Raw genomic sequence first — 22676 nt, 5'->3', positions numbered from 1 at the left:
AAATCGGTAGGTGACTTATGGGCCGCGAAATTCTTACCGTTGTTGAAACGGTTAGTAATGAAAAAGGTGTTAGTCGTGAAGCGATCTTCGAAGCTTTGGAACAAGCTCTAGTTGCTGCAACGAAGAAAAGATTTTACGAAGGTACGCATGCTGAAGAAGCTCAGCTTCGTGTAGAAATTGATCGTAAAACTGGTGATTACCGTACGTTCCGTCAATGGACTGTTGTGGCAGATGAAGATCATGAAATGCCGGCTTGCCAAGATGCAATTTCTGACGTTGATCCGGCTAAATGGTCAATTGGTGACGTGCGTGAACTCGAAGTAGAATCTATTGAGTTTGGTCGTATTGCTGCACAAATTGCAAAACAAGTTATTGTACAAAAAATTCGTGAAGCTGAGCGTGCTTTAGTTGCTGATGCATACGAGTCTAAAGTTGGTGAGTTAATTTACGGTGAAGTGAAAAAACAAACCAAAGATGGCTTCATTATCGACTTAGGTGACAACGCAGAAGCTTATCTTGCACGCGAAGAGATGATTCCAAAAGAAATTCTTCGTCCAAAACAGCGTGTAAACGCTATTTTATATAATGTTAACCGTGAAGGTCGTGGCGCTCAGTTGTTGTTATCACGCGCTAAGCCTGAAATGTTAATTGCTTTAATGAAAAAAGAAATTCCTGAAATTTCTGAAGAAATTATTGAAATTAAAGCAGCGGCACGTCAACCGGGCGTTCGTGCTAAAATTGCAGTGAAAACAAATGATCACCGTATTGACCCTGTAGGTGCATGTATTGGTATGCGTGGTACGCGTATTCAAGCTGTACAACAAGAGTTAAATGGTGAACGTATTGATGTAGTGGTCTGGTCTGATGATCCGGCTCAATACATTGCTAGTGCATTAGAACCAGCTGATGTTTCAGGCATCGTGCTTGATGAAGATGCAAGAAGTGCCGACATTATTTTTGCAACCAGCGATCAATTAGCTCGTGCGATTGGCTCTCAAGGTCAAAACGTTCGTTTAGCTTCTGATTTAACTGGCTACAAACTCGACATGATGCTTGAAGAAGAGTATCGTGCTCGTCAGCAAAATGAAGCTCAGCAATATCTCGACATGTTTGTATCACGTCTCGATATTGAAGAAGATTTAGCAATGGCATTGGTGGAAATGGGCTTCACTTCTTTAGAAGAGATTGCTTATGTTCCTGCTGAGACTTTTGACGAAATTGAGCTTGATGCTGAATTGGTTGAGTTATTGCAAAGTCGTGCAAAAGAAGCAGCCCTTACTGATGCTTTGAAACAGCAAGAAAATATTCAAGAACCGAGCGCAGACCTTCTCACTATGGAAGGCATGACTTCTGAGATCGCTTACTCGCTTGCCGCTCGCGGTATTATTACTGTCGACGATTTGGCAGATCAGGCTACTGACGATATCTCTGATATTGAAGGACTTGGTCATGAAAAAGCAGGTCAATTGATCATGAAAGCTCGCGAATCATGGTTTAACTAGGAGATGAAATATGACGGACAAGTCGATTAAAGAGTTAGCTCTCAGTGTAGGACGTCCTGTTGAGAAGCTCCTAGAACAGGCTCGTGAAGCAGGTTTGCCTCAACGTACAGCAGACGACATTATTACCACTGAACAACAGGATACTTTGGTCAATCACTTGAAAAAAGTTCATGGTCAGGAAAGTGGTAACACAGGAAAAATTGCGTTGAAACGTAAAACAACCAGTACCGCTAAAGTTGCAAGTACTTCAGGTAAAGCAAAAACGATTAACGTAGAAGTACGTAAAAAACAGGTTTTTGCTAAACCAAACCCTGAACAAATTGCAGCCGAAGCTAAAGCACGTGCAGAAGCAGAAGCGAAAGCACGTGTAGAACAGCAAACGCGTGAAACTGCCGAGCAAAAAGCGCGTCTTCAAACAGAGCAAAAAGCTAAAGCAACTTTAGATGCGATGCGTGCTGCTCATCAACAAGATAGTGCTGCACAGACAGCTCCAAAAGCTGCTGTTGTAGTGAAAAAGCGTGGTGGCGGTACAGTAAAACCTGCGCCAAAACCAGCTGAAACTCCAGAACAGAAAAGAGCTCGTGAAGAGCAGTCAGCTCAGTTAAAAGCAACTGAAGAAGCTGCACGTCGTAAAGCGGCTGAAGAAGCTCAGCAACGTACACTTGAACAAATGCGCAAAATGGCGTCTAAGTATTCAAATGACGATGCTACTACGACAATTCGTGTGATTGATGATTCTCCACTTGCTTCAGGTCTAGTTGGCCAAGCTTATGAAGATTCATTTAAGCAAGAAGACCGTGAAATTAAACGCGGTGGCGCAACCACTAACCCACGTGCTGGGAAGAAAGGTGGCCGTCGTGGTCAAGAAGAGCAAAGCTTTGTTAACCATAACAAACGTGGTTTAAAATCAAGCCAAGCGAATAAGCATGGATTTGAAAAGCCAGTTAAAAAGCAAGTTTATGATGTAGAAATCGGTTCAAGCATTGTTGTTGCCGATCTTGCTCAAAAAATGGCGATTAAAGTACGTGAAGTTATCAAAACACTTATGAAAATGGGTGAATTGGTTAATCAAGATCAAGCTATTGATCAAGACACAGCGGCACTTGTTGTAGAAGAAATGGGCCACAACCCTGTTTTAGTTTCTGATACACAAGCGGAAGATAACTTGCTTGAAGCAGCTGAAGAAGCTCGTGGTGAGCAAACAACTCGTCCGCCAGTTGTTACCATTATGGGTCACGTTGACCATGGTAAAACATCATTGCTTGACCGTATCCGTCGTTCGAAAGTAGCGGCTGGGGAAGCAGGTGGTATTACCCAGCATATTGGTGCATATCACGTTGAAACAGACAAAGGAATTATTACATTCCTTGATACGCCAGGACATGCGGCATTTACTTCAATGCGTGCACGTGGTGCTAAAGCAACAGATATCGTTGTATTAGTTGTTGCTGCAGATGACGGTGTAATGCCACAAACTGCAGAAGCAATTGACCATGCTCGTGCAGCAGGTACTCCAATTATTGTTGCAATCAACAAAATGGATAAAGAATCTGCTGATCCAGACCGTGTGTTAAATGAATTAACAACGAAACAAATCGTTCCAGAAGAATGGGGTGGTGATGTTCCGATTGCTAAAGTTTCTGCACACAGCGGACAAGGTATTGATGAACTCCTTGATTTAATTCTTATTCAATCAGAATTGATGGAATTAAAAGCATCTGCTGAAGGTGCTGCGCAAGGTGTTGTTATTGAAGCACGTGTAGATAAAGGCCGTGGTGCAGTAACTTCGATTCTTGTTCAAAACGGTACATTAAACATTGGTGACCTTGTTCTTGCAGGTTCATCTTATGGTCGTGTCCGTGCAATGTCTGATGAAAACGGTAAGCCGATTAAATCAGCAGGACCATCTATTCCAGTAGAAATTCTGGGTCTTCCAGATGCTCCAATGGCGGGTGATGAAGTTCTTGTTGTAAATGACGAGAAGAAAGCGCGTGAAGTTGCCGATGCTCGTGCTGACCGTGAGCGTCAAAAACGTATTGATCGTCAAAGTGCTATGCGCCTTGAAAATATCATGTCGTCAATGGGCAAAAAAGATGTTCCTACAGTGAACGTTGTTTTGAAAACAGACGTACGTGGTACTTTAGAAGCATTGAATGCTGCTCTACATGAATTATCTACTGACGAAGTAAAAGTTCGTGTAATTAGCTCAGGTGTTGGTGCGATTACTGAGTCTGATGTAATTCTTGCTGAATCTTCAGAAGCTGTATTGTTAGGCTTTAACGTCCGTGCCGATACGACTGCTCGTCAGAGAAGTGACCAAGACGGTATTGATATTCGTTACTACAGCATCATCTATGAATTAATTGATGATGTGAAAGATGCCATGAGCGGTAAACTTGCTCCTGAACATCGTGAAACAATCTTGGGTGTTGCGGAAGTACGTGAAGTATTCCACTCAAGTAAGTTTGGTGCAGCAGCAGGCTGTATGGTACTTGAAGGCACATTACATCGTAATAAACCGATTCGCGTATTACGTGATGATGTTGTAATTTTCCAAGGTGAGCTTGAATCTCTTCGTCGTTATAAAGATGTTGTTGATGAAGTTCGTGCTGGTATGGAATGTGGCCTTGCGGTGAAAGGTTATAAAGACATCAAGCCACAAGATAAGATCGAAGTGTATGATGTTCAATTGATTAAACGGAGTCTTTAATGGCGGGTAGCCAACGCTTAAAGCGCATGGCGGATTCAGTACAACGTGAGTTGTCTGAGCTGATCCGTCAAGAGCTTAAAGATCCTCGCTTAGGTGGTCTAGTGACCATCTCTGCGGTGAAAGTCAGTGCGGATATGGGTTATGCTGAAGTTTATGTCACTGTTATGGGACGTGAACTCGGCGATGAGCAAAGTGAAGCAGCAAATAAAGAAACTTTAGATGTATTAAATAAAGCTTCTGGTTTCTTGCGTCATGAATTGAGCCGTCGCATTAAGACTCGTATTACGCCTCGCTTACGTTTCCATTACGATAAGACGAATGCATATGGTAACTATATGTTTGGTCTAATCGAAAAAGCGGTACAAGATTTACCAGAACGTAAGTCAGATGACCAAGAGTAATTAAAACTCAAAAATAAAAAAGCCACCTTCGGGTGGCTTTTTTATTGGTTCAATTTTTTATTCTTTAGGAGGTTCCATTGGTGGTTTGTTTTGTGAAAAGCGTTGACCAATTTTGTAACGGTCCCAAGGTAGAGGGCGTTCAATGGCTTCAGGTACTTCACCACTCAATGAGCGTAAACGTAAATGTAGCGCAGCTTGAGCAATCAAATTAGCCGAAACTGGTGCGGTAATGAAAGCTAAAAGGGTAATGAGTAGCTCAGCAAAACCGAACCGACCTTGGAAAGCAAAAAAGATCATGGAAGCAATCAGGAAGCTTCCTAAGCCGAGCGTACTCGATTTGGTAGGCGCATGTAAGCGCATGAATAAGTCGGGTAAACGGACCATACCGATTGAGCCAACTAACATGAAGAAGGCGCCAAAAACCAGAAAGACCGAAACAATAATTTCCATTGTAAATTGCATTTGACCTCTCCTTAATCGATAACATGACCGGTTGTGAAGTAGCGTGCTAAGGCGGCTGTAGATACGAAACCTAACATCGCAACCAATAGTGCTCCTTCAAATAGAGAAGTCGTCATCCAATAAATGCCTAATACAACAATAAGGCAAGTTGCATTGAGGAAAAGCGTATCGAGCGCTAAAAGGCGGTCTACAATTGATGGACCCATGACCAGTCTAAAAAGGCAAAGTAGCATCGAGATTGTAACGGCAATCAAACTAATACCTAGAGCATAGGGTAGGATTGTCATGCATTTGCCTCCGTTTTACTTTTCACATCAAAAATTTCCATAAGAGGAATTTCATAACGTTCTTTGATGTCTTGAATATCAGATTCGGTATTATCTGTGCTCAAAGCATGAACCAGAATATCCCCGCGTTCCTGATCAATGCCCGCAGAAACCGTACCTGGCGTTGTGGTAATGATCATTGCCAGTAAGGTGTTGACCTGCTCATGTTCTGTCTCTAAAGGTACGCGATACCATTTAGGATGTAATTTCTTAGTAGGTCCCAAAACAAGTTTTGCGACCTTAAAGTTAGAAATAATAATATCCCAAAGAACCACAAAACATAGCTTAACCGCAGGTTTCCAGTGAATATGCGGTGTGCGGGTAATAAACGGCTTGACTAAACGAGGGATGATTAAGCCCAAAAGCATCGCAGTCAAAAGATCACTCGCATCAAGACTATGCGCCAGCATCAACCAAAATAAAACGATGAGAACCGAAACAAGTGGATGTGGAAACCAGCGTTCAAGCAAATGAGTTAACTGCATTGTTATGGCTCCCTAGGTTTCAATTGACTTTCATCAACAATGGTAGGCGTTTGGAGTTTGTCCTGTTGCTGAATTTGTCGTTGTTTATATTCAGAAATATGTTCGCCATTGAACGTATCTTTCGAAATAATATCTGGAACAAGATAAGCATTATGATCTTCAACTTCACCACCGTACTTAGTTTCCGGTAAGTAAGCTGGGTCATATGGCTGCACACTGATGACTTCGCCGTTTTTATCCACTTTAAGAATAGAGTGTTGATAAAGTGCGTGGTCTTGGATCTGCTCTGCGGTGCTTAAGGTGTAATGCTGAATTGGTGCAGCAAAGACAACATAAGCGATTAAACCAGCCAGTAATAAATAAATGACTTGATCATTACGTGGTGGTGCGCGTTCCGGCAAAGCACGATAAAGAATATAAGCTGGATGGATTGGATCTTCTTCTGGAGGAGATGCGCGCCAAAATAAGATAAAACCAACACGTGTGAGTGCAATAATACTTAATAGGCTCACAACAAGCACAACACCAATAATCCAGCCTTGATAGCTAGCTTCAACTGTCGCTTGTAAAATGAATACTTTTCCAAGAAAACCACTAAAAGGTGGTAATCCAGCCATCATCATCGCAATCAAGAAATAAGTCAGCATAGCCGCTTTTTCTTGTTTGATTCTTGGGGCAACTTTTAAATGATCTTTAAAATCTCCACGTTGTGAAGTGATCCATCCACAAAATAGATAAAAAGCTGCACCGATCAATGTACTGTGCACTAAGTAATATAAAGCACCAGACCATGCCTGCGTATTAGACATGGCAATTGCTGTAAGCAAGGTACCAATTGAAGAAAGGACCATAAAGCCGACAAATCGACGTAAACGATCTGCTCCAATTGCTGCAATCACCCCATAAAGAGAAGTAATTAAGCCAATAGGCAATAACCAGCTTTTTAAGATTTCTTGACTAAGCGCATCGTCAAATACTGTTCCATTTACACGTAAAATAGAATAGATCCCGACTTTAGTCATAATAGTGAAAATTGCAGCTACAGGCGTACTTGCAACAGCATAGGTTTTTGGTAGCCAAAAACCGACAGGAAGCATTGCTGCTTTAATACCGAAAACGACAAAGAGAAGTAACGAACCAGCGACTGCTAATTTGTGTTGATCTGCTTCAAGTGTCGGTATAAGACGTGAGACATCCGCCATGTTGAGGCTACCAACACTGCCATAAATCATACCAAGCCCAATTAAGAAAAGGGCAGAGGCTAAAAGATTGATAATGACATAGTGAACGCCAAGCTGAAAACGAGGTTTGCCTTGTCCATGTAAGAGCAACACATACGAAGCCATCAACAGGATTTCAAAAAAGACGAAAAGGTTAAATAAGTCGCCTGTTAGAAATGCTCCACAAATCCCCATTAATAGAAAATGTACCATGGCATGGAAATAGCGACCACGGGTATCCCAGTTATCACTTGCATACCATAAAACTGGTACCGCTAATGCGTAAGTCAGTGCCAGCATAAAAGCAGAAAGACGATCGAGTACAAGCACAATACCAAATGGCGCTGACCATTCACTTAATTGGTAAACAGTAATTTGCCCCGTGCTGGCGTAACTAAGATAAACAATAGCGGTAATTAATCCGGCAATTGCTGAGACAAGACTAATGCCACGACGCCAAGGTTGGCGCCAGTCATCTTTTAAAGCACCTGCCCCAGGGTTACCTAACAGTAATAAGATAAAAGCAGTAAATGCTGGGATGAGAATGCTAAAAATAGGCGTGTGTTGTTGCCAAAAAGATAAAAAATCAAACATCACGGCTCATCCTCACGTGGGTCGTATGTTGGGGAAGCATCTTCTTTAGCATCAACATGATCACTACCTGATTCATAACGGCTACGTAGCGCAAGTTGTACAATAAACGCTGTAGTTGCAAAACCGATCACGATGGCGGTTAACACCAACGCTTGAGGAAGTGGATCGGTTATTTTTGTGGTTTCAGTTAAAATTGCTGGTGAGCTGATTTGTAATCGACCCATAGCAAATAAAAATAAGTTTACTGCATAACCGATTACAGCCAATCCGAGCACAACAGGGAAAGTACGAGCACGTAAAATCAGATAAATACCTGTGGCAACAAGTAAACCAATAGCAGAAGCCAGTAAGAATTCTAAACTGATCATGATGATTCCTCCCGATGTGGTACAGGACCGGACATACTCGAATGACGAGAGTCGCCTAATACAGAGATGAGCAACATTGTCGCGCCTACAACGGTGATATAAACACCCAAATCAAAACTTGCAGCTGAAGCTAGATGTAGTTTTCCTAGAATTGGTAATTCAACATAGACATGAGCACTCGTGAGGAACGGACGTAACCAGAACCATGCTGCTATACCAGTCAGACCTGCAATCGTTAATCCTGTGCCAATCCAGACTTCGTAAAGGCGGCCAGACTTCGCTTTTAACAGCTGTTCTGCTTGATCTTGACCTAGTGCAATATATTGAATGATTAGCGCCATTGAGGTGATTAGACCTGCAATGAAGCCACCGCCTGGATAGTTATGTCCTCGCAAAAAGATATAAACACTGACGACAAGCGCTAGAGGTAGTACCCAAGAGGCCGTAATACGGAACATAAGCGGAGATGGATTGAAACGATAGGTGAGACCTTGCGTCATGGTGGTGCCGTGTACACGCATACCATCCATTAAACATAGTGCACCAATCGCAGCGATTCCTAATACCGTAATTTCACCGAAGGTATCGAAGCCACGGAAGTCAACTAAAATGACATTTACAATATTTGAGCCACCCCCAAGTGGTAAAGACTGTTGGGCAAAGAACCAAGAAATTGAATTATGATCACGGGTTAAAATGAGCCAAGTAATCCAGCCAATTCCTAAACCTCCAATAATTGCTAAGGCAGCATCTCTCAAACGTCTAGAACGACGAGATTCATACGGTGTGAGCTGTGGAAGTAACGATAAGCTCATTAATAAAAGAACAGTCGTTACCACGTCTACTGTAATTTGAGTCAGCGCTAAATCTGGTGCTGACATGGTGACGAAGACCATCGTTACCACTAGACCAATTGCACCACTAATAAGCACTGCTTTAATACGCTCATGATGGAACCAGAGCATCATCCAACAGCCTGAGAATAACGTCAGCCAAAGAACTACAGCAATCCATGGAGCATGGGTGAGTTCGCGTGTACCTGTGCTCAGCCCTTGATTGAGTAAAGGCATAGTGACCATGATGACGCTAAAAGCAATGATCCAGAACAAATAACTTTGCAATGAACCATTTTCAGTTTTTTGTTTGATTTTTCGGCTTGTAAGCAGCAGATGTTTTAAAAATAAATCAAATAAGATGCGGCCTTGTAATTTGCCTAGACGTGGGTCAAGGTCAATTTTACGAATCATGCCGTCTTTTGCTAAGGCAAAGTAGAACAGCGTACCGCCAATCAAAGCAATAATACTCATCACAAGAGGAGCGTTGAAACCATGCCAAATTGCAAGGTGTGTACCCGCAAATTCCGGTTGCATCAAGCTTGCTCTAGTTACGCTATTGACCAGTGGTTCTACCAATAACGAAGGCAGAACGCCGACCAAGATACAAAGCACAGCAAGAAGAATGGCTGGAGCACGCATCCCCATTGGTGGTTCATGTGCATCTTTATTTGGAACTTGTTTACCAATTGGACCATCAAAGAACATACCATGCACTAAGCGAATTGAATAACTTACTGCGAAGATACCAGCCAGAGTTGCAATGATGCTGGCAAAGATAACTGTTGAGCCTGAAAGATTCGCCAATAGCTCGGTAAAGAACATCTCTTTTGAAATAAAGCCGTTGGTAAGTGGTACACCTGCCATAGAGGCAGCGGTAATCATGGTGAGTGTGGCAGTGAAAGGAAGTAATTGCCAAATACCACTGAGTTTTCGAAGATCACGTGTGCCGGTTTCATGATCAATAATCCCTGCAAGCATAAACAGCGCTGCTTTAAATGTTGCATGGTTAATAATATGGAAAATAGCAGCGGCAACCGCTAAAGGAGAACCGATACCGAGTAAACAAACAATAAGCCCTAAATGACTAATGGTTGAATAGGCTAACAGTCCTTTTAAATCTTCTTTGAAAATGGCAAAACACGCTGCCATACAGAGCGTAAATAGGCCGACAAACGTAACGATATTATGATAAATCGCAGCGCCTATAAAAATTGGAAGTAAGCGGGCAAGTAGAAAAATCCCCGCTTTTACCATGGTCGCAGAGTGTAGGTAAGCAGACACTGGTGTGGGTGCTGCCATTGCGTTAGGTAACCAAAAATGAAAGGGAAACTGAGCACTCTTCGTAAATGCGCCAAGCAAAATAAGCAATAATATTGGAATAAAAAGAGCGTGGGCTTGGATAACATCTTTCATGCCCATGATTTCGCTAATTTCATAGGTCCCAGTGATTTGTCCTAAGAGAACAAATCCACCTAGCATTGCTAAACCACCCATTCCTGTAATGGTGAGTGCCATCCGAGAGCCACGTTGAGCAGCTTCATAATGACTCCAATAACCCACTAACAAGAAAGATGAAATACTGGTGAGCTCCCAAAAGACTAATAAAATAATAAGATTATTAGAGAGCGAAATTCCCAGCATTGCTGCCATAAACAGCATGAGTAAAGTATAGAGTTTACTTAATGAATTTTTAGGGCCTAAATAATAATAGGCGTATATATAAATGAGTGTACCGATACCGGTAATAAGAAGAGAAAATAATAAACCAAGAGCATCGAGCCTGAAGCTCAGATTGATCCCTAATTGAGGTAGCCAATCCCAGCTTTGTTGAATGCTTGCACCACCAAGCACAGTTTTAGCTTGAGTCAGTAATAAACCAAAACTGGTTAAACTGACTCCAATTGCCCCTAAAGCCGTTACTCCACGCGAGAACCGTTGAAGCAATGAAACAAGGGTGGTGCCTAATATTAACGGTAATAAGATAATTATCGGTAGCACACTCGTATCCATATGTGATTTAGGTCGAAACCTAAAGGTGAAATTTTAATTTCAGAATAGATAGGAATTCAAAGAGAGTTCCAAAGCTTATTATTCCGAAAACCCAACCAAATTAGAAAATAAAGCGAGAAACAAGTTGTATTGCGCAACTTGAAGAATAAAAACGCAAAATGAAATTTATTGTACACTAAAAAAGCATTGAAAATCTGATGTTATTACATGTAGTAACAACATCTAGTTATTTTAGTGCCTAAAAAACCGTACTCCACCATATATTTTGTGAGTGTGGTTTTTTTGATTATAAAACTCAAACCGAAGGGCTTTCTTCCGGTGCGTCTCCCGCATGAATCATCCTTAATAATTCATTTTTTTGTTGTTCAGTTAAACCCTGAATCTGCTGAAATAAAACCTCAATCTGTGCTGGTGTTGGGTCTATTAAACTCAGAGGCTGTGCTTCTATAGATGGTGTTAAAGGTTCGCTTCTTTGAAGTAAGTTATAGATATGTTCAAGCTGTTGCTTGGTCGTATTTAGGTCAAGATGGCTAATTTTACCAGACTCTAATTTTAGACATTGATAGGTCGAGGCATGTTCAAGTAGCTCTTCACGACTTCCTGTTGCAATAATTTGTAGGCGTGGAAATGCTTGATGAAGCCGATTTAAGATTTCGGAGCAATGCGTTGAGTCGAGCTGTGTATCAATCTGGTCAATGAGTAAAACTCCATCCCCCTCAAGACAAGGGTTTAGGCTTAAAGGGTTGAGCAAACATAGTCGGCGGGCTATATCACCTACTAAAGCAATCCAAGTTTTTGTTGTATTTGAAAGTTGCTGAAAAGGTAAGATTTGATCTTCATAGTCGACCATAAGTTGTAGTCGAGGCTGATAGTGTAGATAGAGGTCTTTAAGCTCAGGCAGAACTATACTTAATGCATTCTTGAGGGCATAGAGATTGGGTGAAGTAAGCTGTTTAGGTTGCCCTGATAACTCTTTTTGAAGCTCATTTAATAATTCTTTTTGATCTTGCTGATCTAATTGTTTCGATCTAATCCGTTGTACTAGATATGCAGCTTGAGCATTTTCAATATCACTGATTTCTCGTAGCCATTCAAAAAAGCGTGTAAAAGTTGTAAACGGTAGTGGGCTAATGTCATAGGCTGAAATGGCTTGAGTAATGCCGGGTAAATTTTTATTGAGCAGATTAATATCATTCACAAATCGCTCGGCTGGGTAGTAAGCGATTAAGGGAAGTCCCTGTAATGGATCTTTTTTTATGACTTGTTGATAAAGAGCCATGGTTTGGTCAAGTTGCTGAGTTTCAACTTGGCTCACTCCAATCCCACTTGCATTTAAGGTTTTAAAAAGTTTCCAGCTACATAGTGAAGAGTCTACCTGCTGAGCAGAGGTACTTTCTGGCAGGTGACCAATTTCTGAAGGAACTTGAATGGTTACTTCAATTTTTGATTGTAGACGCGACTGAGTAATGTCTTGATCAGGCATCACAATACCGGGACTACGCAAATCTTTAAGGCGAGCAGGGAGCCAAGTTAAAGCATGGTAAATATGTTTGAGCAACATACTTTTACCAGTTGCCTGTTCTCCTAAAATTAAGGTGATTGGCTGTTTCTCATAGTGAAAGTTTATTTTAAGGTCGTGAAACAGAGCAATATGTTTAAATTGGACAGATTCAAGTTTCATAGGCTCACCTAAATATGAGCGCTTCAACCAACCGACTGACGAAGACTTAAAGGCGCCCTTAGTTTTAATTGTTGTATCAGATCATAAAGATGATGGATATTTAGACTTACTTTAGCACGAGTACAGGCAACGTACAGTAGTCTTAATTCTTCATCGGTAATCTTGTGTTCTAACCCATTAATTTTAAATTGATAGTCATCTTCAATATGAACACGGTTCCATTCTAAGCCTTTTGCTTTATGTGCTGTAGAGATGACATAGTCAGCTTGCTTAAGTGGAGTAATCTTTGCAAGTGCTTTTTTTAGCGGGTCAGTGCCGTGATCATCCACCAATTTAACCAATGGTTTAATATCACTACCTTCATTGGTTTCACAGTATTCATGGACATCATGCCATGAATTGAACCATGCTAATTCAGGCACATCAGTAACCCGTTTTCCTTGTTTTAAGAGACTTGCGGCATCTACAAAACGGTTTAGTTTTTGATGATCAGCTTGCAAACTCACTTTATCGCCGTGAACTAAACCTGCTAATAGAAGTTCCATAGCCCGAGCATTGGTACGGCATAAAATCGCATCACGCATTTTGGTATGCGGTTTATTTACGACACTTGATTTTTGATTTGGATTACCAAGCAAAGGAACAGTTTCATTTAATCCGCCTAGCAATGCATTGGCAACATCCGCAATCGTTTCACCAAAACGAAAAGAAGTGGTGAGGCGAGACTCTGGTAAGGGCAATTGCTGCATGGCATTGATTGCACCACGCCACGCGTAGATTTGCTGATGTGCATCACCTACATAGATAACCTGAGTACTTTTTTGGCGAAGTAAAATACCCAGCATTAAAGGATCAGCGTCTTGTGCTTCATCAAATAAGACATAATCGGCTGGGATGTTAGGTTCAGACAAAGCCCAAAGTTTGAGGTAAATATCGTGACCAATTCCTGCCTGATGATTTGGGTCGATGGACTCTAACCAACGGCGCTCTACAGCAGGGTAAAGGTGAGTTTGTAGCTCGGTAATATCATCCGGATGTAACCAGTTGGGTGCCTGAATATGTCGAGGAGCTGGATATTGAGAACTGGTTGAACAGAAATAGCTGACAGCATTAGCGACAAGGCTTGCGAGGCGACTTGGCATTAAGACGTATTTTTCATAACGTCCACCCATCATGCGTCGTAAAGTAATAGGTTCTAGTCGATATTCTTTGGCAATAAAGCTTGGACTTAAGCGAGGTAAGCGTAATTTATCAGTCACACCTCGTGGCACACTGCGAAACGCGAGTGAGTGAAAAGTCCGGCAGTCTACATTACGATGAAATTTGTTTTGTGCTTCACCAGCAATGGCTTTGTTAAAAGCCAAATACATACCGCGCCGTTCAGGCATGGCATCGCTAATCATTTGTAACGTAGTAGTTTTACCTGTACCCGCATAGGCAATCACTTTAAATGATTGCCCAAGACGTCCGTTATCTATGGCAATAGCTTGCTCATAGGTGGCTTTAGGTTTTTCGATATTCGACACTGAGTGATTTTAAACCTTGTTGCGGTTAGCTTTTTCAACTAAACCAGATAAACCCTGACGACGAGCTAATTCGTCAATAATAAGTTGTGGATTAAGATCGAAATAACCCAACATGACAATGCTATGGAACCACAAATCGGCAGTTTCATAAATCAAGTCATTTAAATTGCTTTCTGTATTTTGAGCAGCGTAGTCTTTCGCAGCAATAATAGTTTCTACGCTTTCTTCGCCGACTTTTTCCAAGATTTTATTGATGCCTTTTTTGTAGAGGCTTGCAACATATGACGTATCCGCTTCAGCTTGTTTACGCTCTTGCATCAATTGCCCTAAGTGAGCAAGTACATCAACTTGTTCAGTAGTATGAGCATGATCGTGGCTTTCAGTTTTGGCTTTGTCACCATAAATTGCAGTAGGGTCTTTTAATTGTGCATCGACAATTTCCCAGCCCTGTGGGGTGAGTTTACGGTAGAAACAAGACTCACGACCTGTATGGCATGCAATACCGCCGTGTTGCTCAACTTGTAATATGATTACATCGCCGTCGCAGTCTAAACGAATTTCATAAACTGTTTGGAAATGACCTGATTCTTCACCCTTGTGCCAAAGTTTTTGGCGAGAGCGAGAGAAATACACCGCCTGATTTTTTTCTGCTGTGAGCGCAAGTGATTCACGGTTCATCCACGCCACCATCAAAATACGTCCGGTTTGATGATGTTGAGCAATGGCAGGGATAAGACCTTGTTCGTTAAATTTTACTTCATCGAGCCATTGCGTGTTATTCATGAGGAATCACCAAAGAAATATGAACTATAAATTGATTTCAATCTGATGCTAAAAAATAGCTTGTATAGTGTACGGCATCAACGTCGCTTTGCGGAAAAATTCTTTGTCCTTTTTGTCTCTGCTAGCGTAATGAATAGGTTGTAACACTTACCAATCTGTATCTTATTCAAATGACTAAGGCGTGAGGATATTTGAAATCTCAATCAAATTTTGATCTGGATCGCGAATATAAACTGAAAGAATAGGATGCATTGCACCAGTACGCTCAATCGGACCTTCTTCAATTTGAATATTTAATTGATTAAGGTGTGCAACCACTTCTGAAATGGGAGTGTCTGAAATAAAACACAAGTCGGCAGATCCGGGAGTCGGCTGTAATGCCTTCGGTTCAAACTCGTTGCCTTGCTGGTGTAAATTTATCTTTTGATTTCCAAACTTTAGAGACTTTCTATCACCTTTAAACGTGATGACTTCAAACCCCAATACGGTTTGATAGAAATGACAGGTAGATTCAATATTTGAGACAGTTAAAACAAGATGATCAAGATGGCTGATTTTCATGTGTTAATCACTATTATTTGGTGGGGTTAATAGTCAGACAGAGATTCGCTTTCTAAATGGAACGCACTGTTTTCTTTAGGTAATTGAGTAACCTGATCATAGTTAAGTTGTTGGAATGGACCAGTCTTTAAGCCTGAAATTGTAATTGCCATTTCTTTTCGAAAATAAGGGATTTGATACATCCACGGGAAAACTAAATCTCTTAAACCTCCAGCCCACCAATGATCAGACTGATAAAGTGGTGTTAATAAGCGACTAAGAAATTGATAAAACTGGGTGGATGAACGGCGAAGCTGGTGGTAGTGCTGCCAGAGCAGGGACCAATCAATATTTTGGTTCTTTTGAGCATTTTGTAATGATTGATAGAAAGCCCAAGCATCCAATAATGCCATATTTGCACCTTGACCTAACTGGGGACTCATTGCATGAGCTGCATCGCCAAGCACACCAATTCGGCCTTGACCAAATTGAGTCATGACTACATCACGATAGTTTGCAGATAGCCATTTGGGCTGAGTTTGACTGTTATACAAAATTTCTTTGAGCCACTCTGCAACTTTGGGCCAACGTTCTGAGACTTGCTTTAACCAAGCTTGTTTAGCCTGCTCATCTTGCAAAAAACTTTGTAATTGTGGCGTAGGTAAGCTCCAAAAAACACTTGAAAGGCGCTGTTGAGGTTCGGTTGGAATCGCTCCCGTAGGAAGAATTCCCATCATAATTTTCGAGCGATCATAAAATTGATGCAGAATTTCAGAATCGAGGACTTGGCACTCGGGCACGATACTCCATGCAGCCCCCCAAGGATAAGCTTTGTCAACTTTTACCCATGCTTTATGGCGTAATTGACTACGAGCACCATTGGCAATGAGTAGGCCATCAAAGCAAGCATCAAACTTTTGGTTTTGATGACTGCCGAATATCCGAACTTCATCGTTATGTTCTACAAAACTTTCAACGGAATGATTCATGCACCAAGTAATCTGGCTTGAATACTCGTTAAGTTTTTGAGTGAGAACGTGACACAAAGTGGCTCGGTGTATACCTAGACCATAAAGATTTGTTGATGCTTCGCGATAGTGACTGTTAACTAAAAGACGCTTGTCTGGAAGTTGTCCTTCTAAGCCTGTGACTTTCGCACCTAAGGTTAGGGCTTTGTCGAGCACACCTAAGTGCTCAAATACGGCTAAGCCCGCAGGTTGTAGCAGTAAACCTGCACCTACCGGAGATAACTCATCAACTTGTTCAAAAATCGTAACGTTATTGCCTTGGCGGGCGAGTAAAATCGCTGTGGCTAAACCTGCTGTACCTGCACCGATAATGGCAAAATGAGGTGTTTTCATTGTTTGTTCTTTTGAAGCATTTATAGCTTCAATTTAGCAATGAACGAATAGCTGATCTATAAATTTTTTAAAATATTAAATTTTTCTCATAAAAAATCCCTTGCACTGGCAAGGGATTTTGAACTTATTTCAATATACGCCAAAGCGCTAGTAAACTACTCAGCACAATTAGAATAATCGAAACAAACCAAGGGCTAATAATTGCAATAGTCAGCAAAATCAGCATGGTACTGCCGAACATCCAGCTACGGCGTTGCTGATGTTCCATTTGCAAACGAAGTTGCTGAATTTCGCGTAACTGGCGGTCTTGCCAAGCCGACTGATTTTTTAAACCATTTAAGCTATCAATAATTAAGCTTGGGAAATCTTGAGCGCCTAAAAGCAGGTCAGGTAATTGCTGGCCGAGTTCTTTTACATTTTTGACTGGGTTCATGTTGGATTTGACCCATTCCGTCAAAATTGGTTTTGCCAATTTCCAGATGTCGAGCTGTGGGTAAAGGTCAGTCCCTAGGCCTTCTACATGCACTAAAGTTTTGAGTAGCAGCATGAGCTGTGGCGGAATCTCAAGATGGAAGCGACGAGCAATGTCCATCACTTGAATTAAGATACCCGCAAAATCAAGCTGGTCCATTGGTTTAGATACCATTGGACCAACAGTGCGGCGCATTTCACGTGCTAACGCGTCTTGATCTGTACCCGGTGGAATCCAGCCAGCTTGGTGCACAATTTGAATGAGCTGCATAAAGTTGCTGTTCATGACAGCAAGCAACATACGGGCAACTGTCATCTGGTCGTGTTTAGATAGCTCTCCCATAATCGCACAGTCCAGTGCGATAAAGCGTGGATTGCTTGGATTAATGGTTTCTACAAAGACATTACCGGGATGCATGTCGGCATGGAAAAAGTTATCGCGGAATACTTGCGTAAAGAAAATAGTTAACCCTTTTTCTGCAAGTTGTGCACGGTCCATGCCTAGACGGTCAAAGGTTGCTGTATCTGAAATAGGCACGCCAGTAATGCGCTCAGCCACCATGACATCTTTGGTGTCCATGTAGACTTCTGGCACATACATCATGGTTGAGCCAGTAAAGTAATGGCGCATACGACGGGTGTTATCAGCCTCAATACTCAAGTCCAGTTCATTTAAAATGATCTGGCGGTAGTCTTGAATAATTTCGGTGAGATGCAATGCACGAGCAGCTTCAAGGCGGCTTTCTAACGTATTTCCTAGCCATGCCAGAATTTCAAAGTCTTGTAAAATCTGGCTACGAATGTCCGGACGAGTAACTTTAACAACAACTTCACGGCCATCATGCAGTGCCGCTGTATGTACTTGTGCAATTGAAGCAGCAGCTAATGGTTGGTCATCAAAGCGGGCAAATAGAGTATTTACGTCTGCTTTTAAAGAATCTTGAATACGTTGTTTGGCAACATTGCTATCAAAAGGTTTTACTTGATCTTGAAGTAAAACTAGTTGAGCGAGTACCTCAGGTGGAATTAGGTCACGGCGAGTAGACAGTAATTGACCAAGCTTGATTGCAAGTGGTCCCATATCTTCTAAAGCTTCTTTAAGCTTTAAAGGATTTTTACGTTCACGACTCGACCATGCAGCTGGATGCATTTTAATAATATTTAATGCATGCTGAGCTTTAACTGGTAATTCATCCGCAGGGAACAACGTATCGAGTCTATAGTGCGCTGCAATACGCCAAAGTTCGAGTAAACGTGAAACGTGCGGAATCATATAAAGTCTTACCTAGTCTTGAGAGGGTTGTAGTTGTGCATTGAGTTGCTGCAATCTTGCTTCAAGACGGTCAATGTCTTGATTAAGCTTGCGAGTTGCTTGAGTTAAGTCGTCCATTTCCCAGCGAGGGGCGAATAGGCCGCTATCTTCTTTTAAGGCATCTTCAGCAAAAAACAGATGGCTTTGCACCGAGCGTTTTAAATGTTTTGGTGCAAGTTGAATCTTGCCAATTTCATGAGCGAGCTGAGGACCCACCCATCTTGATAAATGCGCAGCTAAATCAGGTTCAGCTTGCTGCATAATTTTTTGAATATCCTGTAATAGGTGATAATCACCTTGGAGCGGGATATTCCCAATCTGGTCTGGATCGCTGACCAATAATTTAATCAGTTCAACGACATCTTTAACATGCAAAGTTGCGGTTGCTTCAGAAATTTTGAATTGGGCATCAAAAGGACGCTGTTCAAAAATAGAAGGCTTTTCACTATGACCTGTTACGGTAGGTTCAAGACGTACTTTTTCTTGGTCAAAGAACACATCGACAGAAAGCTGCGGACTATCAATCACAACACGCAACATTTTGCCCTGTAACTGATTAAGCTGAATGCGAGTAACCGCATCCAGATCGATCAGATGATGAATGATACGTTCGACTGCACCGAGTGCCAGAATCGACCACATATCGTTATCCCTTACAGTTTGAAGCCACGGTGAACGGCAACGATACCGGCAGTAAGGTTGTGATAGTCACAGTTCTGGAAGCCAGCATTTTCCATCATACCTTTTAAGGTGCGTTGGTCTGGGTGCATACGGATTGATTCAGCCAAATATTTATAGCTTTCTGAGTCATTCGCAACCAATTTACCCATAATCGGTAAAGCGGTGAATGAATAGAGGTCATAAAGTTTTGAGAATGGCTCAAATACAGGTTTAGAAAACTCAAGAATCAGTAAACGGCCACCTGGTTTTAACACACGGAACATAGAAGCAAGTGCTGCGTCTTTATCTGTCACGTTACGTAAACCAAAGCTAATGGTTACAAGGTCAAAGCTGTTGTCTGCAAAAGGTTCTAATGTTTCTGCATTGGCAAGAACGAAGTCAACATTGGTACAGCCTGCATCAATTAGACGGTCACGGCCAACATTGAGCATAGATTCGTTAATGTCTGAAAGTACAACATGACCTTGCGGACCAACTTCACGGCTAAATACTTTTGCTAAGTCGCCTGTACCGCCAGCAATGTCTAACACGTGTTGACCACGGCGGACACCAGACATGTTAATTGCAAAACGCTTCCACAAACGGTGAATACCAAATGACATCAAGTCATTCATCAAGTCATATTTGCTTGCAACTGAGTGGAAAACTTCTGCAACTTTTTGTGCTTTATCTTCAGTTCTAACTGTTGAGTAACCGAAATGTGTTGTTTCACCAACGTTGCCAGTATTACCAGCACCACGAGGTAAATTGTATTTAGGTACAGAACCATTCACAGGTGTGTCTGTTAAGGTTTGCTGTAAAGTTTGTTGTTGCCCTTGAGGAGTACCTTGAGGTAAAGGTGAGCTTAGGAATGGGCTAACTTTGTCTGAACTTTGTGCCTGCTCAGTTGGAGATGTTGGCTTTTGGTTTTCGTTAGACATATTGTCTCTCCTAGACTCAAACTCAAGTGAAACGGAATAAGTTCTGCATGATGACAGATTTTGTCTATTTTTACAGGCATCATCATGCAAATATAATGAATAAAATCTCAACTTCGCGAGGTTGAGTTTTTCTATGTGCCGACCTTATCACACTCTAAACGGATTCGGATGCCCTGAATGTACATTTTCAATAATCTGGCGTTCTTTTTCAGTAAAAGTCTTAATAAAGGTCTCGGCTGATTTTAACGGTTTCATCGCACTAAAACCATCTTGAATGAAATCATACATCAATTCGAAGTGATATTTTTGGGCAATACCTTTACACATTTTAAAAGCAGTAAACATCATAAATGAACGCATGTATTTATCGAGTGCTGCACCTAAATCGTCAAGAAGAGCAAGTTGTTGATAACGAGCTTCGGCCTGATCAAGCTTGATTAAGGTTAAACGCATAATCTCATCAGTTAATACTGTATCTGCCGGATAGTCCTCAAGAAGTTGCATTGCTACTTGCTCATCAAGTTGGGTTGCAAGTACAGCCAAACTTACTGATTTAGTACCTGTTTTAATTGCATTCTCAGGTAAGACTTTTTCTGCTTTATGGGCATATTTTAGTAAACGCTCGATTTGAGCTGCAAGAGCATCAAATTCTGGGCCACCATATAAACGATTTAAAAAGTACTCTGACATGAGCTTGTGCGCTGGCAGATTAAAAAAGTCATGATGCGTATCTTTCATCCGCTCTTTTAACCATGTTTGTACATCTTGCAAACGCTGAGCAAGTACTGGATTATCGTGATAATTAAATGTTTTATATTGTTGTAAAAGATCATCAAAAGCAGCGAGTTTAGACATTTAAGGCTCTAATATTGGGCTATTTGCAAAAAATCATAAAAGGCATTGTAACCTTGTACTATGGCGAGTAGATGTAAAAAAAATGATTCATGCGTCAATTTTTAAACAGAATTTTGGCGCAATGACATAATTTGTATAGCAATTCATCATTTAAGCGCATAAGTTAAAGATCATCGAAATTAAACAATAAAAGATTAGAGCCGTGGACTATGAGTGAACAACAACCAAAATTTGAGATTCGTGATGAAGAACAGCTTTCAGTCGATTTGATTGAAGCACAATATGCGTTAAAAGAAAGTCGGGGCAAACCCAACGCTAAGAGCACACTAATATTAATGAGTGGTATAGAGTTGGCTGGAAAAGGCGAGGCTGTTAAGCAACTTCGTGAATGGCTAGATCCACGATATTTACGAGTCAAAGCAGACGCGCCACGTGTGCTGACAGATACAGAAGCATTTTGGCAATCTTACTCGGAGTTCATTCCGACTGAAGGGCAAATTGTGGTGATGTTTGGCAACTGGTATAGCGATTTGCTCGTCACGGCAACGCACGTGTCTGAACCTTTGGATGAAGCACGCTTTGATGCTTACGTTGAAAATATGCGGGCATTTGAGCAAGATTTAAAAAACAACTATGTCGATGTGGTCAAAGTCTGGTTCGATCTGTCATGGAAATCACTGCAAAAACGTTTAGACAAGATAGATCCATCTGAACAGCACTGGCATAAGCTGCATGGCCTAGACTGGCGTAATAAAAAACAATATGACACTTTGCAAAAGTTACGTCGTCGTTTTACCGACGATTGGTACATTATTGATGGCGAAGATGAAAAGCAGCGTGATCAGTTTTTTGCGCAATACCTTTTACAACACATGCGTCAACTTCCAGAGCATGAAACCGAAGTTAAAGGAAAATGGCAGCAAGCTAAAATTCCAGAGAGTTTATTAAACCCTTCTAACGAACCACTTGAAAAAGCAGAATATAAAAAAGAACTCGATAAACTGAGTAAAAAAATTGCCGATGCCATGCGTTTTGATCAACGCAATGTCGTCATTGCTTTTGAAGGCATGGACGCAGCTGGTAAAGGTGGGGCCATTAAGCGAATCGTTAAAAACCTAGACCCGCGTGAATATGATATTCACTGTATTGGAGCACCTGAACGTTTTGAAGCACGTCATCCTTACTTATGGCGCTTTTGGAACCGCATTAATGAGGCCGAAAAAATCACGATTTTTGATCGGACATGGTATGGACGTGTACTCGTTGAACGTGTCGAAGGTTTTGCTTCACCTTTAGAATGGCAGCGTGCCTATGATGAAATAAACCGCTTTGAAAAAGATTTATTTGATAGTCAAACGATTGTAGTAAAAATTTGGCTGGCGATTAGTAAAGATGAGCAAGAGCAGCGTTTTAAGGCCAGAGAAGAAACACCACATAAACGCTTTAAAATTACCGCAGAGGATTGGCGTAATCGTGATAAGTGGGACGATTATTTAAAAGCGGCCGCAGATATGTTTGAGCGAACTAGTACTGAATATGCACCTTGGTATATTGTCGCAACCGATGATAAATATACGGCACGTTTAGAAGTGTTGAAGGCCATTTTAAAACAGCTGAGAGCAGACTAAGCTC

The 22676-nt window shown here is 41.4% G+C and carries 19 protein-coding genes; 4 read left to right on the top strand and 15 right to left on the bottom strand.

What is annotated here, in order from left to right:
• The first annotated feature begins 17 nt into the window (after positions 1-17).
• The 3 genes from nusA to AAC388_RS16515 are packed head-to-tail and all read left to right on the top strand — an operon-like array spanning position 18 to position 4613.
• Positions 18-1502, top strand: coding sequence for a transcription termination factor NusA (nusA, locus tag AAC388_RS16525; RefSeq protein ID WP_002115134.1), 1485 nt, complete (start codon positions 18-20; stop codon positions 1500-1502).
• A gap of 10 nt (positions 1503-1512) precedes the next feature.
• On the top strand, positions 1513-4212 hold the full coding sequence (infB, locus tag AAC388_RS16520) for a translation initiation factor IF-2 (RefSeq protein ID WP_002114697.1): 2700 nt from the start codon (positions 1513-1515) through the stop codon (positions 4210-4212).
• Complete coding sequence (locus AAC388_RS16515) at positions 4212-4613, top strand: ribosome-binding factor A (RefSeq protein WP_002114836.1); 402 nt, start codon at positions 4212-4214, stop codon at positions 4611-4613. Before infB ends, AAC388_RS16515 begins: the two co-directional genes overlap by 1 nt.
• 57 nt (positions 4614-4670) lie before the next feature.
• Here the strand turns inward: AAC388_RS16515 and AAC388_RS16510 are convergent, their stop codons facing one another.
• The 15 genes from AAC388_RS16510 to AAC388_RS16440 form a co-directional block, all read right to left on the bottom strand.
• Positions 4671-5075 (bottom strand): Na+/H+ antiporter subunit G, encoded by a 405-nt coding sequence (locus AAC388_RS16510; protein WP_005065884.1) that lies wholly within the window; start codon positions 5073-5075, stop codon positions 4671-4673.
• 11 nt (positions 5076-5086) lie between these two features.
• Positions 5087-5362: a monovalent cation/H+ antiporter subunit F gene (locus AAC388_RS16505; protein ID WP_005065886.1), complete on the bottom strand. Its 276-nt coding sequence runs from the start codon at positions 5360-5362 to the stop codon at positions 5087-5089.
• Positions 5359-5886, bottom strand: coding sequence for a Na+/H+ antiporter subunit E (locus AAC388_RS16500; RefSeq protein WP_342370947.1), 528 nt, complete (start codon positions 5884-5886; stop codon positions 5359-5361). Before AAC388_RS16500 ends, AAC388_RS16505 begins: the two co-directional genes overlap by 4 nt.
• Before the next feature lie 2 nt (positions 5887-5888).
• Positions 5889-7700 carry a monovalent cation/H+ antiporter subunit D gene (locus AAC388_RS16495; RefSeq protein ID WP_320139807.1) on the bottom strand — a complete coding sequence of 604 codons (1812 nt, stop codon included), beginning with the start codon at positions 7698-7700 and terminating at the stop codon, positions 5889-5891.
• Positions 7700-8068, bottom strand: coding sequence for a Na+/H+ antiporter subunit C (locus tag AAC388_RS16490; RefSeq protein WP_002115033.1), 369 nt, complete (start codon positions 8066-8068; stop codon positions 7700-7702). The genes AAC388_RS16495 and AAC388_RS16490 overlap by 1 nt, the downstream gene beginning before the upstream one ends.
• Complete coding sequence (locus tag AAC388_RS16485) at positions 8065-10914, bottom strand: monovalent cation/H+ antiporter subunit A (RefSeq protein ID WP_342370946.1); 2850 nt, start codon at positions 10912-10914, stop codon at positions 8065-8067. The genes AAC388_RS16490 and AAC388_RS16485 overlap by 4 nt, the downstream gene beginning before the upstream one ends.
• Before the next feature lie 295 nt (positions 10915-11209).
• Positions 11210-12595, bottom strand: a complete 1386-nt coding sequence (locus AAC388_RS16480) for an AAA family ATPase (protein WP_342370945.1) — start codon at positions 12593-12595, stop codon at positions 11210-11212.
• Between the two features lie 23 nt (positions 12596-12618).
• The gene (locus tag AAC388_RS16475) at positions 12619-14121 is read right to left on the bottom strand and encodes a UvrD-helicase domain-containing protein (RefSeq protein ID WP_337080993.1); all 1503 of its coding nucleotides are present in this window, start codon (positions 14119-14121) and stop codon (positions 12619-12621) included.
• Positions 14122-14130: 9 nt separating this feature from the next.
• Positions 14131-14904, bottom strand: a complete 774-nt coding sequence (hisIE, locus tag AAC388_RS16470) for a bifunctional phosphoribosyl-AMP cyclohydrolase/phosphoribosyl-ATP diphosphatase HisIE (protein ID WP_014208235.1) — start codon at positions 14902-14904, stop codon at positions 14131-14133.
• Between the two features lie 174 nt (positions 14905-15078).
• On the bottom strand, positions 15079-15465 hold the full coding sequence (locus tag AAC388_RS16465) for a VOC family protein (RefSeq protein WP_044101780.1): 387 nt from the start codon (positions 15463-15465) through the stop codon (positions 15079-15081).
• A 26-nt stretch (positions 15466-15491) separates the two neighbouring features.
• Positions 15492-16805, bottom strand: coding sequence for an NAD(P)/FAD-dependent oxidoreductase (locus AAC388_RS16460; RefSeq protein WP_342370944.1), 1314 nt, complete (start codon positions 16803-16805; stop codon positions 15492-15494).
• Positions 16806-16929: 124 nt separating this feature from the next.
• The gene (locus AAC388_RS16455; protein ID WP_005079317.1) at positions 16930-18549 is read right to left on the bottom strand and encodes an AarF/UbiB family protein; all 1620 of its coding nucleotides are present in this window, start codon (positions 18547-18549) and stop codon (positions 16930-16932) included.
• Between the two features lie 12 nt (positions 18550-18561).
• On the bottom strand, positions 18562-19230 hold the full coding sequence (locus tag AAC388_RS16450; RefSeq protein ID WP_017481961.1) for a hypothetical protein: 669 nt from the start codon (positions 19228-19230) through the stop codon (positions 18562-18564).
• 11 nt (positions 19231-19241) lie between these two features.
• Positions 19242-20189, bottom strand: a complete 948-nt coding sequence (gene ubiE, locus AAC388_RS16445; protein WP_002114829.1) for a bifunctional demethylmenaquinone methyltransferase/2-methoxy-6-polyprenyl-1,4-benzoquinol methylase UbiE — start codon at positions 20187-20189, stop codon at positions 19242-19244.
• Between the two features lie 147 nt (positions 20190-20336).
• Entirely contained in the window at positions 20337-21044 is a 708-nt protein-coding gene (locus AAC388_RS16440) for a hypothetical protein (protein ID WP_005079311.1), read from the bottom strand.
• A 209-nt stretch (positions 21045-21253) separates the two neighbouring features.
• Here AAC388_RS16440 and AAC388_RS16435 point away from each other — a divergent pair, with 209 nt between their 5' ends.
• Positions 21254-22672, top strand: a complete 1419-nt coding sequence (locus AAC388_RS16435; protein WP_005079309.1) for a hypothetical protein — start codon at positions 21254-21256, stop codon at positions 22670-22672.
• Positions 22673-22676: the final 4 nt, after the last annotated feature.

The sequence above is a fragment of the Acinetobacter sp. D009 genome (assembly GCF_038562025.1).
Lineage (GTDB): Bacteria > Pseudomonadota > Gammaproteobacteria > Pseudomonadales > Moraxellaceae > Acinetobacter > Acinetobacter pittii.
The sequence above is the reverse complement of the archived record's forward strand: the minus strand, read 5'-3'. Positions and strand labels throughout refer to the sequence as shown.

Coding starts and splice junctions, on each gene's coding strand:
- nusA (WP_002115134.1), top strand. CDS start 18: ATGGGCCGCGAAATTCTTACCGTTGTTGAAACGGTTAGTAATGAAAAA.
- infB (WP_002114697.1), top strand. CDS start 1,513: ATGACGGACAAGTCGATTAAAGAGTTAGCTCTCAGTGTAGGACGTCCT.
- AAC388_RS16515 (WP_002114836.1), top strand. CDS start 4,212: ATGGCGGGTAGCCAACGCTTAAAGCGCATGGCGGATTCAGTACAACGT.
- AAC388_RS16510 (WP_005065884.1), bottom strand. CDS start 5,075: ATGCAATTTACAATGGAAATTATTGTTTCGGTCTTTCTGGTTTTTGGC.
- AAC388_RS16505 (WP_005065886.1), bottom strand. CDS start 5,362: ATGACAATCCTACCCTATGCTCTAGGTATTAGTTTGATTGCCGTTACA.
- AAC388_RS16500 (WP_342370947.1), bottom strand. CDS start 5,886: ATGCAGTTAACTCATTTGCTTGAACGCTGGTTTCCACATCCACTTGTT.
- AAC388_RS16495 (WP_320139807.1), bottom strand. CDS start 7,700: ATGTTTGATTTTTTATCTTTTTGGCAACAACACACGCCTATTTTTAGC.
- AAC388_RS16490 (WP_002115033.1), bottom strand. CDS start 8,068: ATGATCAGTTTAGAATTCTTACTGGCTTCTGCTATTGGTTTACTTGTT.
- AAC388_RS16485 (WP_342370946.1), bottom strand. CDS start 10,914: ATGGATACGAGTGTGCTACCGATAATTATCTTATTACCGTTAATATTA.
- AAC388_RS16480 (WP_342370945.1), bottom strand. CDS start 12,595: ATGAAACTTGAATCTGTCCAATTTAAACATATTGCTCTGTTTCACGAC.
- hisIE (WP_014208235.1), bottom strand. CDS start 14,904: ATGAATAACACGCAATGGCTCGATGAAGTAAAATTTAACGAACAAGGT.
- AAC388_RS16465 (WP_044101780.1), bottom strand. CDS start 15,465: ATGAAAATCAGCCATCTTGATCATCTTGTTTTAACTGTCTCAAATATT.
- AAC388_RS16460 (WP_342370944.1), bottom strand. CDS start 16,805: ATGAAAACACCTCATTTTGCCATTATCGGTGCAGGTACAGCAGGTTTA.
- AAC388_RS16455 (WP_005079317.1), bottom strand. CDS start 18,549: ATGATTCCGCACGTTTCACGTTTACTCGAACTTTGGCGTATTGCAGCG.
- AAC388_RS16450 (WP_017481961.1), bottom strand. CDS start 19,230: ATGTGGTCGATTCTGGCACTCGGTGCAGTCGAACGTATCATTCATCAT.
- ubiE (WP_002114829.1), bottom strand. CDS start 20,189: ATGTCTAACGAAAACCAAAAGCCAACATCTCCAACTGAGCAGGCACAA.
- AAC388_RS16440 (WP_005079311.1), bottom strand. CDS start 21,044: ATGTCTAAACTCGCTGCTTTTGATGATCTTTTACAACAATATAAAACA.
- AAC388_RS16435 (WP_005079309.1), top strand. CDS start 21,254: ATGAGTGAACAACAACCAAAATTTGAGATTCGTGATGAAGAACAGCTT.